The organism is Lewinellaceae bacterium (genome assembly GCA_020636135.1).
GTDB lineage: Bacteria > Bacteroidota > Bacteroidia > Chitinophagales > Saprospiraceae > JAGQXC01.
Genome location: JACJYK010000001.1, coordinates 3,266,958 through 3,280,449 on the forward strand (window position 1 = coordinate 3,266,958; position 13,492 = coordinate 3,280,449).

The window sequence follows — 13,492 nt, forward strand, 5'->3', positions numbered from 1 at the left end:
TTGTTTGAATAAAATGGAAATTTATACCATACCGGATCAATTTTTAGGCGACCAGATGGCTGATGTAAATATTTTCTTTTACATCCGTGAACGGGGCCCAGACCAGATTAACCTTAAATTGCATTATTCTCAGAATATGCTCTGTTTTATGATCCACGGGGTCAAAAACATCATCGATGAATCCCAAAAGTATACGATGAATAATGAGCAGATCGGATTGGTCACCGCGGGCAATATGCTCATGACGGAGAGGGTTACCCTGAGACAAGAATTTGAAAGCCTGCTTCTGTTCTTTTCCAATGAGTTCCTGTCCAAATTTATTCAGAAATATGATATCAGGCTTGGTGAAAAAAGGAAGGACTCGGTACCACCAGTCATTACTTTTCCTAAAGACGAATATCTTCAGACGTTCCAGAAATCCATGAAAATACTGGAGAAGGACTTTAAAAATACGTTCTTCCGTTTGGCCAAAATTGAAGAGATCCTGCTTTACCTATTAAACAAATATTCGGGTGAAATGGCGGGCTTTATCAACAATGCCATGACCAAATCACAAAATAATGCCATTGCTCATGTGGTCCAAAACCACAAGTTTGGCAACCTCAAATCAGAAGAGCTGGCCTTTCTCTGCAATATGAGCCTCTCGACATTCAAACGGAAATTTTTTGAAGTGTACCAGACTTCTCCCAAAAAGTACATGATTGCTGAAAAGATGAAAAAGGCAAAAATGCTGCTCCTGCATAAGCAAAGGCCTTCCGACATCTATTACGAACTGGGTTATGAAAACTTATCTTCCTTCAGTCTGGAGTTCAAAAAGCACTTCGGTATAGCCCCTTCCCTGTATTCCGTGCAAGCGTGAGCTATTAGCTTAATGATCTGAACTTTCAGCCTAAACGGTTGCCTTTTGTTTAGCCTTTACTTTGTGATGTTGATTCATTTAAGAAACGCAAAAACGTACAATCATGAACTCAAGATCACCATTCAATCCATTTTTTACTCTAATTATTTTAATTGTTATTTCAATCGCATGCAGGAATAGAGAAGTGGCAAAATTTGAAATTGCCCCATCTTCCTATGAAGAAACGGCCGAACAATACCTGCAGCATTTGGCTCACCAGGAATTTGAAGAATCTTTCGCATTTCTGGCAGACAATGTTGAATTTAAACTTCCCGACGGGGATACTGACACACGCACCGTTTACAAAGGCCTGCACGAAGTGAAAAAATTCTGGAATAATTATGTGGAGCAGTCGGGTAATGATCAGGCAGAATTTACGGATTTTGTCCACATACCTGTACAAGTCAACCAATATATAGAGCATGTCAATACGCAAGGCGTCTTTGATATTTGCTATTTCTCAGCAGCTTTGCGTTATGGTGCCGAAGTCGCAAAAGTCAGGATGCACTGGGCTTTTCATTTTAATTCCAGTAAAAAAATCGATGGCATCTTCACCTACTACGACCGGACACCGATCATCAAAGCAGCCAAAAAGAATTTTCTTGCTTCCAATTTGAAACTCAAAACCAATAACGATATGCTTATTCAAACCGTCAAAATCAAATCAAACCTGTCTGAAGAAGTATTGATGAAAACCGCTCATGAACGAGCAGAAAAATTTCGTCAAATCCCCGGGTTAATTCAGAAATATTACACCAAAACGAGCCAACCAGGGGAGTACATCGGTGTATATGTCTGGGATTCAGAAGAATCCATGCAAACTTTCAGAACTTCTGACCTGGCAAAAACAATTCCTCAGGCTTACCAATTAATTGAAACCCCGAAAATCGAGATAACCGATGTTTTGTTTCAGCTAAGAGACTAGATTACAACCTCCTCAAATCCATAGCCACAGCCGGGAAGTACCGGTTGTGGCTTTTCTGTATTTGCCTGAGAATATTCCTTAGACGCATACATCTGCCGTCAATTCCCTATATTCCGAATAAATCCGGATCATGTTCTTTCGTTTCATCCTTTTACTAAGCGTTATTTTGTCTGGCTTGAATACTTCCGGTCAGGAGCCCATTCTTAATCTGAACAATCCTGACCGGGAAGCCTGGTTCACCAGCCTGGGCTTTGGCATGTTTATCCATTGGAGCTTCGATGTTCAGCTTGGGATGGTTATCAGTCATTCCATGGTCGGCGCTTCCGATGAATACCTTGACCGTTATGTCCATCAGCTTCCCCAAACCTTCGATCCCGTCAACTTCAACGCGCATGAGTGGGCTAAGGCCGCTAAGTTAGCCGGAATGAAATACCTGGTTTTTACGACCAAACATCACAACGGGTTTTGCATGTACGATACCAAAACGACGGATTTCAGCATCATGCATACGCCTTATGGCCGGGATCCGACCGCGCAACTTATAGAAGCCTGCCGGCGACACGGGTTGGCGGTGGGTATCTACTATTCACCGGATGATTTCTATTATTTGTACCAGCATAAGATACCCATCTCCCGCGCCCGGCCTGAAGCCATGGCCAGTCATAATGCCGGGCTAAACGAATATGCCAAGTCTCAGATGCGTGAATTAATGACCCGATATGGTCCCATTGACATTGTTTTTCTCGATGGCCTGGAACAATTTGGCAAGACCGAGCTGGCAAAACTATGCTGGGAAATCAATCCCGATGTGGTGGTGACGCGGGGTGCCATGGAAACTCCGGAACAAAATACGCCGGACGCTCCCCTGCCCGCCCCCTGGGAAGCATGCTATACCCTTGGTGAACAATGGCAATTCCGGCCAACCAATGAATCCTACAAATCTGCTCGTGAGGTCATCCTGAAGCTGATCGAGATTCGCTGCAAAGGAGGGAATTTCTTACTGAATTTCGGGCCGGACGCCCTGGGTCAGTTTCCTCCTGAGCAAAAAGCGATATTGAATGAGATCTCGCTGTGGATGTTCATCAACCAGGATGCTTTCACCGATACGGAGCCCCTGGATCTTATTCATGAAGGTTCAAGCTGGTTTTTGAAAGCCAAAGACGGTTCTGCTGTCTATGTATTTCTGACCGACCCCGACTGGCAATTGGGTGAGCGCCGGGAATTTAATCTGACCAGACTCACCGGCACGACTCAATCGAAAATATCGGTGCTGGGGCATGCCGGGCAGGTCCTGGAATACCATCCTGAAGTTGATCCTGCGCCCAGCGTAATACAAACCAGTACGGGACTCCACATCTCGGTGATGCGGGCACAAAGGATCTACAACGACCGCACATGGCCTAACCCCATTGTCGTTAAATTGGAAAATGTGCATATTAATGCACCGGGGAAGTAAAAATGTAAACGATCTTAAATTTGTCCGGTTTTTTTATTTTATTAATTCTATCATCAATAAACTCCAAATAAAATGAGCCACATCATCCAAGCCATCCTGCTTAAAGGTCCATATAATCATGAAGAAGCTGATAAATATGAATTGGCAGGTGTCGATCTGGATTTCGATTTAACCCTGTTTTACATAGACAACGATTTTATTGATTACTGGGAAAAGAAACTGGCATATTCCGGTTATTTAGAGTCGAATTGCCATCTTGTCAATAAACGGGTGATCTATGAATTGATGAAACGTATAAGTTTATCTATTCCAGTAGAGTATGCCATCATCGTCACGGCGTACGTCGGAGGAATGGGAGACCAATTTGCTAATATTTACCGCAATGACCAGAATGTGGACCCTTCGTTCAATACAATCAACGACGTTCTAAATTACCTGGGGGTTGATCAAGGAAATCATCTGGATGAATTTGATGCTGTTGGTCTGGGGAGATATCGTTCCAATCCAGGTTACCTTGATAAATACCAGAAATTACTGGAAGAATTGGAATGAATACCAATTACTACCTAACTTCCCAACCAACACAACAAAAACTTACTATGGAAGTCATTCAGTTTTCAATCCTGATCGATGCTCCCGTAGGTGCAGTCTGGAATACCATGCTTGACCCGGTGACTTACCGGGAATGGACCAAACCTTTTACACCTACTTCCTTCTACGAAGGAACATGGGATGAAGGCGCCGAGATCCGTTTTCTGATGACCAAAGATGATGGCACGACTGCCGGCATGTTTAGCCGGATCGCCAGGCGCATCGATCACCAATTCATCTCGATTGAACACCTGGGAACCATTGATGGTGATAAAATTGATACGAACAGCGAAGAGACGGCCAAATGGGCTCCTGCATTCGAAAACTATTCGTTTGAATCTTTGGGTCATCAAACCAAATTGTCGGTCGAAATGCAGACCGATCCGGAATACAAACCTATGTTTGAATCGATGTGGCCCCAAGCTTTGCTGCTATTAAAATCAATGTGTGAGGAGTAAGGTATTTTTAATAATTTAAGACAAATTATTTTATAAAATGGATTTATGTCAAATAATTCAAAGAGTATTGTAGTATTCTTTTTTCTGATTTTCGCAAATTCGAATATTAGTTTTGGTCAGAAACATACCGGCTATAACGACCTTGGATTTTATCTGTACAACAACTCTGATGCTCACTATCCATTTTCAATAAAAACCTGGTCCATATCGGATTATTCTACAATGTTCAATCTACTTAATGGTATGGGGTACGACAAGGTAATGCTTTGGCCAATGCTGGAAGCGATCCCTGCACCATTGGATCAGGAGGATAGCCTGGCGTTGGAAGAATATCAGTACCTGATAAATCTTGCACATTTGGCTGGAATATCTTGTTGGGTTGTCCAGCATGCCAACCTGACGGCAACTACTAAATTTGATGAGCCTTGGCAAGACCGTATTCCCTACGATTCGTGGAAGCAAGTAAAGTTTGACGAACCTCAGGAGCTTGAACCATATCTAGCCCATCGTCGTAGGGTGATATCCAACATGAACAATGCAGACGCTTATCTCACTATTTATGGTGACCTGGAAGCATCAGATTTGTTAAAAGTTTTCCAATCCGACCGAGCTATGCTTGATTCCGTTGGTGACCAACCTCCACCAGTGCTGATGCCTTGGATCGGTGGCGGTAAGGAAGCTTGGCCAGTTTGGGGAGGCAATCCGGATCTAATAAAACCTTTCAACATGCGGGGTATCGGCCCTTTAATGGGTCATCTTCCCGAACCTTGGGGATTAATGGTGGTGAAATCAAACCATGATGACCTGGCATGGGCTGATTCACTCGGATTGATACCAAAAATTACGATTCTTTGTTACGAAGCCATCGAAAACGAACCCACTCCTCCAGTGAGCCATTTACAATTTGATACCATACGGAAGGTATTGCGCAGAGAATCGAATTATATGAATTCGATGAAAAGTCTGTTTACCTCTGCTCAGTTTCCGGTCATGGAACTTCCAAATATGTATTTCTTCGGCATGGCTGCAAAAGACACTTCCTACTTATCAAAAAAGGATGACGAAATCCTGCATGATTTCGCCTTATTCCTTGGAGGTGATCCCAAACTATTAACTGCAGCCTTGAAAATTGAGGAAACACCTTTGGAAGGAATTCCTCACGGTCTAACCCGAGGCCTGCGTAAGATGTATCTGAAATCCTGGGCCGCGGATAAATTACCAGGAGACCGGCATTTTTATGTAGATATGCTCGCGAGAGAAGTTGAATGCAGGACCCAATTACTACAAGCCACTCAAACGGTACCTGCAAATGATAATCAATCAGTAATACAATTTTCACAAGGTATTTTCGCAATTTTTGATTGGTGGAAGTTCCATGGATATGTGGCTGGGGATTCTGCCGATGAACTGTGTAGTTTGAACTATGTTCCAAAACAACAATTGGACCCCTTACTTTCCTGGCTGAATAAACTACCAGATCCTCAAATGACCATTAAGAAAACCAGCGAAATAATTCGCCACCTCAACCAAAACATGCATGTTCAATTACAGCAATTATTTGATGAGTTAACAGTACGCCTGAACAAATAATTGATTATGCAATAATAGTCCTGACCTTTTTTACTAATATGTAAAATCATCCCACATTAAATCCCGACACTCTAATCACCGGTTTTTCTCCGCGAGTGTCTTCCGTTTTAACACGGATCTGCACCGTCTTTTCTTCACCAGGCATCAGTGAAAAATAATTATCCTCATAAAGCACCGGAAGGATCTGTTCGCCGGATTGCTCTCCGATGACATTTATCCGGATCATCAATGCCGGGCGGTCGCCTGTATTTTTCAGTGTGACCATAAATCCCGTCTCGCCGCCACCAGTTTGCCGGCCACTTTCGGTCGTACTTACCGGTACCTTGGGCAAGTTTCTTAACGCCGAATAATCATTATCGTGAGCATTTCGGAGTAAGAAGTTATCTCCCAGGGCTTCCTCTGTACCCGGACCCCGCCAATAGAAATTTTCCGAAAGGACTTCTTCTCCCTGCATCAATTTCAAACGCAGAAAATAGACGGAAGTCAGGCCATCCGGCTTTGCAGCAACAAAACAATTCTGACGACTGTCAATACGGCTGTCAATGGTCATCCGGTGACTCCATTTTAACGCTCCGGTCAGATCAAACACCTCGGCCTGGGCGATCAGCCCAAGGGCATCGGGGTGACTGTAATTTACAACCTCGATGGAGTCGGTGGCGGCATTCCACTGGATGTGCAGTGGCTCGCAAGCTTTTTTAACGCCAAAATAAGCGGCGGTGGGTTCGAAATAATAATCATACGTCTGCCATACGAAAGAAGGCCAGGCGGAATGGCTCATCCAGATAAGCAGCCCCATCCGGTTACGGCTCTGTGCTTCGTACATAGCCCGGTATCCTTCGTAATTTCGGAACTGGGCCAGGCTGAGCCAGTCATCCAGATTGTCAATCGGGCCAAAATTGATCTCCATCAGTTTTTTGTATGCAGCTCCATTTTGAGCACCACCGTCACAAAAATCGTGGATACCCCACATCCGTCCGACTGGCCATTGGGCATCCGCAGGCATCATCCGGTCCAGGCTCTCTTTACTCACAATATTGGCCATACCCAATTCGCTGTGAGGCTTTTCGGTAGCCCGGTTTTTGAAGTAAAAAGCTGCTGGCATGGCGCCATATGGACCATATCCGCTGACCGCTCCCTCGGCAGAATGCGGGAAATAGATCATGCCGGGGTGGTCAGATCCGACCAGACTTGCCAGATCCTGGTTCAGGGATGGAGGCGGATTGCCTTCGTTGCGGCCACAATACAATGCGATGGACGGATGGTTGCGGATTCGGTGTACAAAATCCCGAGCATTATCCATAAACATGGGTTCGTCATCCGGATCCGGTCCATCCCAGGGATTGGCCAACCAGAAATCCTGCCATACCATGATGCCATAACGGTCGCAGGCATCGAAGAAGGCGTCATTTCCAGTCATACCCACCCAATTGCGGATCATGGTATAATTCATGTCCCGGTGATACCGTACCGCTATGTCAAATTCCCGGGCCCGGTAACGCAACATGGATTCCGAAAATCCCCAGTTGCCTCCTTTGGGAACGAAGCGTATCCCATTAACATAAATGCGCAGGGCTTTTTCCTCACCGGAATAGGTCATTTGACGTAAACCGGTCTTAAAATGACTTTCATCCGAAACTACTCCGGAAGAAAGCACACTGGTTAAGAAGACGTCGGTCAGGTTAGCATCCCCATAGCCATTAGGCCACCACAATTGCGGGTTACTCATATGCAATCCTTTCACCTCCTCCGGGTTAACCTGAAGTAACCGCCTTTCATTGGGCTGCAATAAAAAATCTTTTTCAAAGGATACTGCTCCGAGTTTTCCCTGCAAGGTTCCTGTCTGGGATTGGCCGGTATGATTCACCAGGGTCACAGATATACTTACATCAGCTTCATTAGTTCTGGGCAGCGGCAGCCTGGTATCCACGAATGGATCTTCCAGCGTGACCGGCCCGGTGGAAGTCAGCAAGACATCATCCCAGATTCCCGCATCACGACCGCGGATGGTGGGTATCCAGTCCCAGCCGATGGTGGCGTGGAAGGTCGGATTATCGGCGCCCAGCACGCCGCCGTTCAGATCCGGACTGGCTGCCGTCTGTTCTTTGACGCCGCCCGGATTAGCATTGCACCGGATCCTGACCGCCAGGGCATTGGTGCCGGGATGAATGAAATCCGTTACATCAAATACCTCCCGGGTGAAAGCCCCGGCAATGGTTCCGACCGGATTTCCATTGCAAAAGACTTCTGTCTTCCAGTTAATCCCCTTGAATTGGAGAAATACGCGGTCGCGGATGAAATGCTGAGGTATTTCAAACTCATTGCGATACCAAAAATCACTGTTGAAGTAGGATTCGGAAACCATGAGCTGGTTGTCGCCGTAGTTGGGATCCGGGATGGCCTCTACATTCAGAAAGCTGGACAGCACCGTTCCGGGCACCGTTGCCGTTACCCATTCTCCATCGTCAAAGCCAGACTGACCCAGCCTTCTGCCATCCTCGCGAACCTGAGAGGTCCGCTGCACCTTCCAGGCACCGCCGGACAATAGCATGCGATGATCCCCGGGCGGATCCATTGGTTTCGGTCTCCATTGCTTTCCACCGGTCCCCATCACCTGGAGTTCACTTAATATTGCTGGTGTCGTGTTTTTATGATCGATTAACAGGCGCAGGTAACGCATCCCGACAGGCTCGCTGACGATAAGCATATCCCGGGATCCGTCAGCCGAGGCCGGTATGGCGATCCAGTCTGTCCAACGCTGTCCATCCGGGGAGTGCTGCAAATGGCATCCATCACCTCTGCGGATCCAATCCAGGATCACCTCACGAACCTGCGATGGGCCACCAAGGTCAACGGAAACCCATTCCTGCTCCTGTCCTGTATCCATCCAGGCACTGGTAAAGGTGGAGGAGGTCAGAAAGGTTACTTTATGACCTTCCAGAAAAGTCTCCATGCCCCCGATGTTCCACCAGTTAACCGCCGGCGCCTGAAAGGCAATACGTAAATAATGCAATCCTTCCTGTGGAATGCACTTCATCGGGATCACACGATGATTGCCGGGCAGGAAATATTTATAGGCTGGAGTGATGGTATCACCCGGGATGCCAACACCCGTCACTTTCCGGATAGAGGTCCACCGCGAGCCATCCCTGGAACCGCTTAATTCTATAGACCAGCCCGCCTGGGAAGACTCGTTGCCCTGCACATCAAACCCAAAAAGCAGCGAATCGAATGCCGGGAGAGAGATAGGCCCGGACCACGCGATCTGGATCCATCCTTCCGGACCCTGGATAGGCAGCCGGGTAACCGGATTGTGGTCGATCAGATAAAGTCTTTGATTTTTAGGAAGCTCACCACCCTGACTGGTAGATCCGGAGTAGATGGTGGGCATGTGGGTATCCGTGATGCCATCGGTAACCAATTGAGCGGTCAGGTTGTAATCGTAACTGGATGAATGAAAAGCAGTACGGTGTAAGGCCAGATTGCGGATCTGATCATCCGTGCCGGCGGGCATTGGATTGTAGTTTTCGGCTTCATCACCAGGATATTGTCCGATACCCCGCGTGTACAAAGTATTTTGTGCTTTACCCCTTGCCCCACTTATGAAGCACAGGGCCAGTATCAGGTACAGGGCTGATCTCATATCCGAAAATTTTTTCATCGTATTCCGGGTTTTAAATGATGGCCCGCCTTTCCAGGCTGGAAAATTGGGTTAATGAATGGCAAGAAAAGTCCAAATCACCCATTGGAAGTGGCGATTGATTTAAACATTAAAAGTAGGAATGCTTCCGGGAAGGATCATTGATCAATATCATCTTTTTAGACATTAATGACATTGATTATACCAAAGGACAAACCTATATTTCATTGTTTGGTTAGTTACTTGGGTATGTGGAAGATTAAAGAGTTCAATATTGCCGATTGGTTCTCGTTTTACCGTATCGGAGCATCACCTGTACTGGTCTTTTTATTAGCTCTGGGCTACCGGGAATGGTTCACCTGGCTTCTGCTGATCAGCTATTCGACCGATGCCATCGACGGGTTTGTCGCCCGCCGACTGAATATCTGCAGCGCCCGGGGTTCCCAGCTGGATTCATTAGGTGATCAGATAACCTTCACTTTAGGATTGCTGGGTGTCCTGAGGTTTGAAACGCAGTTCATCCTTGATCAATGGGTATGGATCGTCATTGCCTTTGCGCCTTATTTGATCCAGATGACTCTGGCCTTTTACAAATACGGAAAGACGACTGCATTTCACACCTACCTGGCTAAAAGCTCTGCAATCGCCCAGTCGGCATTTATTCTGTGGATGCTGTTTTTTGGACCGGTTATGTGGCTCTTCTGGCTGATGATCGTTTTGGGATTCATCGAAACACTTGAGGAGATCACACTCATCTTTTTATACGGGAAATGGGTCGCCGGGGTAAGGGGCATCTACTGGGCTCTTAAGGATCCAAGGAGAACGACCAATGATCCGGAAATAGAACCATAAGACATGCGTCGTTTTTCATTCCGTATGATCCTGTTATTGTGCATCTTTCTGGTGGTGGTTGATGCATTTGCGTTTCGTGGTTTATTATCGATCACCGGTAAGGCATTTGCCCATAATGCTGTTCTGCGGATTGGGATCAATGTGCTTTTCTGGACGTTTACTATTGCTTTGGTAACAGCGATACTTACCCTCAAAATACGGTTCGACAAAATGCATCCCCGTCGCCGTCAGTTATGGTTATCATCCCTGTATGGCTTAACCGTCTCTTCGTTTGCACCCAAATTACTATTCGCCATTATATTGACCATTTTGCAATATGCCAACTTTATTTTCCCACCCACTCAATCTTTTCTGATCATAAGTTTGCTTGGCTTGCTGGCCGGGTTCTTACCTTTTTTTGTCATTCTGTACGGGATCTTCCGCACCGTGTACCGATTTAAGGTTTATCGCATAGAAATTCCGCTCAGGAACTTACCAACGGCCTTTGATGGTTTGCGCATCGTCCAGATTTCAGACATGCATTTGGGTAGTTTTAATTACCGGTATTCCATCCTGGAACACGCTGTAAATCTGATCAATCATTTAAAGCCGGATTATGTTTTTTTCACCGGCGACCTGGTAAATAATTACGCCTGGGAATTAAAAGGCTGGAACATCATCTTAAAAAAGATCAAAGCAAATTATGGCAAGTTTGCCGTCCTTGGAAATCACGATTACGGAGATTACAGTACCTGGGCTGAAGAAGGGAAGAAACAGGAAAACTTTAAGGAAATCGTAGATTTTTTTCCTGAGATCAATTTCAATCTGCTGCGCAATGAAGCCATTGTATTGACCAGGGCAGGTGATAAAATCGCCGTAATTGGTGTGGAAAACTGGGGCAAACCTCCATTTAAACAATATGGCGATCTTGCTCTCGCGATGAAAGATGTAGCCTCCATACCCTGTAAAATTCTGTTATCACATGATCCATCCCACTGGTCTGGCGAGGTTATCAATCAAACCGATATTGCCTTGACACTTGCCGGACATACCCACGGAATGCAGGCCGGAATCAAGACCAGAAACAAAGAATGGAGCCTTATCCAATACAAATACAAACACTGGGCTGGGTTGTATGAAGAAGGCGGACAATTCCTCCATGTCAACCGGGGGCTGGGCTGGCTGGGATTTCCCGGGCGGTTGGGCATGGCTCCGGAAATAACCCTGATCACACTGAAAAAGGAAGCCTAATTCATTTGGATGGCACAGCGAATTAGAGTACCTTGATACAAACAAGCCTCATTATGTACAACACCAGCACCAATCCGGATAAACACCTGCATATCTTTCTGACAACAGCATTACTTATTACTTTTTTCCTGTTTTTTATCGATGAAGGAAATTTCAATTTAAGCTGGATGTCCGATGGAGGTAACTGGTTTGTGTTTGCTATTTACATTGGACTTTTATTTGCTGTCCAACTAGGGCTATCCTGGCTGCTCTCACAATTGATCCGGTTTCGCAGTGAACGGATCTACCTACTGGTAAATGGTGGTATCGGTATTCTTCTGGCTATAGTAATTGCGTGCTGGATTTTCCGCTAACCAGGAAAGATTTCACAACCATCTGCGGACGGTATTTTTATAATTCTGATATTCACCGGTAAATGCTCTGGAGAGGTAATGCTCTTCCCGTACTATAACGTATTCCTGGATGACCAGCATAACCAGCGGGCTAAAGATTATTGCCCAATAATTCTGAGTGAAAAAGGCAATACCACCATATAAGAGCAATAATCCAAGGTACATCGGATTTCTGGTCCAGGCGTAAATCCCGTTGGTTTGAAGGGATGATGCAGGCTTAATGGTAATTAAAGTATTATGTGTCCTGAAGAATTTCCATACGCTTGGCAGCATAAAAAGCAGGCCCAGTGCTATGAATAAAATTCCGGTTACCTGACTTACTGTATGCCAGCCATCCAGATTGATAGCCAGAAATTTATTCAATTTCAGCCCGCCAATAAAAAATATAACGTAAATAATCGGAGGCGGTAAAAGTACACCCGGGCTATCACGATTTGTTTTCTTAATTGCAACTGTATTTTCCATAACTTCTTTATTTGACACCAGCGAAACAATTGTTGATGTACTTCAAAGCTATGGTCCTATGCTCTGACGTATTTAGGAAAAAATCGACATCTTTTACCCGGAGGGAAAATCACCGTGACCACTCGTCTGATATTTCGAATGGCTACCCGGAGGGAAATTGGCAAATTGCCGGAATTCGCGTAATAAATGCGAAGAATCGTTGTAATCACATTCGAAAGCAATCTGTGACCAGCTAAAGCCGGGATTTGCTTCTTTGATACGCATGGCTCGCTCGAACCGGACGATCCGGGTGTAGAGCTTGGGTGAGATGCCCACACGATTCCGGAATGAGCGCTCAAATTGCCGAAGGCTCAGACAAGCCATAGCAGCCCATTCTTCCAGGCTTTTCCTGAGCATAGGGTCCAGCATCTGAATGGCAACCTGGTCGATTGGCTCCTCAGGTAGCATATGGTTTTGTATCCGGCCTGTAAGATATTCGGAGATGTACTGCACCATCAAATCGTACGATGATTCCGCCCGCAACTTTTCATACAAAGGATCGAGGTCGTCAAGGTATTCCCGGGCATCCATGCCAATATTGATCAGCGGTTGCATCGGCTTGCCCAACAAACGATATAGGCCGGTGGGATAGAACTGCACCTTGATCATCAGGTAATCCCGGCCAAATTTCAATTTCACCGGCCTGACCTTTGGGCCTGTCACAATGGAAAATGGTACATTTTCAGGGGCTGATACTGGTGTTTGAAACGCCACTATGGACTCATGCGGGTAGAAATATAAGTTTTGTTCTGTATTGGCAAGACAGGTTATTTCGGGAGGAGGCATGGCCACTCCTTCTTCCCAAACCATATGCAGAAGCTCAATTCCTCTGACAATAGTCTGCAACTCTGCAGCAGGTGTATACTTCCGGAAGGTGACCATAAGAAATAACTCATTTTACTAAATCCCGATCCTGCCTATTCCATTCTGCCACGTCCTGGTTTGACTGCAGATTGTCG

12 protein-coding genes are annotated in these 13,492 nt (G+C 45.7%); 9 read left to right on the forward strand and 3 right to left on the reverse strand.

The features are described from left to right. The first annotated feature begins 13 nt into the window (after window positions 1-13). The 6 genes from H6570_12555 to H6570_12580 all read left to right on the forward strand — a co-directional run bounded on the left by H6570_12555 (window position 14) and on the right by H6570_12580 (window position 5,918). Window positions 14-859 (forward strand): helix-turn-helix transcriptional regulator, encoded by an 846-nt coding sequence (locus H6570_12555; GenBank protein MCB9320111.1) that lies wholly within the window; start codon window positions 14-16, stop codon window positions 857-859. 184 nt (window positions 860-1,043) lie between these two features. Beyond that, window positions 1,044-1,823: a hypothetical protein gene (locus tag H6570_12560; GenBank protein ID MCB9320112.1), complete on the forward strand. Its 780-nt coding sequence runs from the start codon at window positions 1,044-1,046 to the stop codon at window positions 1,821-1,823. Window positions 1,824-1,953: 130 nt separating this feature from the next. Beyond that, window positions 1,954-3,279: an alpha-L-fucosidase gene (locus H6570_12565; protein MCB9320113.1), complete on the forward strand. Its 1,326-nt coding sequence runs from the start codon at window positions 1,954-1,956 to the stop codon at window positions 3,277-3,279. A 72-nt stretch (window positions 3,280-3,351) separates the two neighbouring features. Continuing rightward, window positions 3,352-3,831, forward strand: coding sequence for a hypothetical protein (locus H6570_12570; protein ID MCB9320114.1), 480 nt, complete (start codon window positions 3,352-3,354; stop codon window positions 3,829-3,831). Between the two features lie 47 nt (window positions 3,832-3,878). Further along, window positions 3,879-4,328, forward strand: coding sequence for an SRPBCC domain-containing protein (locus H6570_12575; GenBank protein ID MCB9320115.1), 450 nt, complete (start codon window positions 3,879-3,881; stop codon window positions 4,326-4,328). A 45-nt stretch (window positions 4,329-4,373) separates the two neighbouring features. Then, window positions 4,374-5,918 (forward strand): hypothetical protein, encoded by a 1,545-nt coding sequence (locus H6570_12580; GenBank protein ID MCB9320116.1) that lies wholly within the window; start codon window positions 4,374-4,376, stop codon window positions 5,916-5,918. A 46-nt stretch (window positions 5,919-5,964) separates the two neighbouring features. Here the strand turns inward: H6570_12580 and H6570_12585 are convergent, their stop codons facing one another. Beyond that, window positions 5,965-9,558, reverse strand: coding sequence for a discoidin domain-containing protein (locus H6570_12585; GenBank protein MCB9320117.1), 3,594 nt, complete (start codon window positions 9,556-9,558; stop codon window positions 5,965-5,967). A 246-nt stretch (window positions 9,559-9,804) separates the two neighbouring features. Here H6570_12585 and H6570_12590 point away from each other — a divergent pair, with 246 nt between their 5' ends. From H6570_12590 to H6570_12600, 3 genes are read left to right on the forward strand one after another with little or no spacing between them, the layout of a single operon-like run. Further along, window positions 9,805-10,407 carry a CDP-alcohol phosphatidyltransferase family protein gene (locus tag H6570_12590; protein MCB9320118.1) on the forward strand — a complete coding sequence of 201 codons (603 nt, stop codon included), beginning with the start codon at window positions 9,805-9,807 and terminating at the stop codon, window positions 10,405-10,407. A 3-nt stretch (window positions 10,408-10,410) separates the two neighbouring features. Then, window positions 10,411-11,637, forward strand: a complete 1,227-nt coding sequence (locus H6570_12595; protein ID MCB9320119.1) for a metallophosphoesterase — start codon at window positions 10,411-10,413, stop codon at window positions 11,635-11,637. 53 nt (window positions 11,638-11,690) lie between these two features. Next, window positions 11,691-11,990: a hypothetical protein gene (locus H6570_12600; protein ID MCB9320120.1), complete on the forward strand. Its 300-nt coding sequence runs from the start codon at window positions 11,691-11,693 to the stop codon at window positions 11,988-11,990. A 12-nt stretch (window positions 11,991-12,002) separates the two neighbouring features. Here the strand turns inward: H6570_12600 and H6570_12605 are convergent, their stop codons facing one another. Both H6570_12605 and H6570_12610 read right to left on the reverse strand, forming a co-directional pair. Next, on the reverse strand, window positions 12,003-12,494 hold the full coding sequence (locus tag H6570_12605; protein ID MCB9320121.1) for an isoprenylcysteine carboxylmethyltransferase family protein: 492 nt from the start codon (window positions 12,492-12,494) through the stop codon (window positions 12,003-12,005). A gap of 93 nt (window positions 12,495-12,587) precedes the next feature. Continuing rightward, the gene (locus H6570_12610; GenBank protein ID MCB9320122.1) at window positions 12,588-13,415 is read right to left on the reverse strand and encodes an AraC family transcriptional regulator; all 828 of its coding nucleotides are present in this window, start codon (window positions 13,413-13,415) and stop codon (window positions 12,588-12,590) included. Window positions 13,416-13,492: the final 77 nt, after the last annotated feature.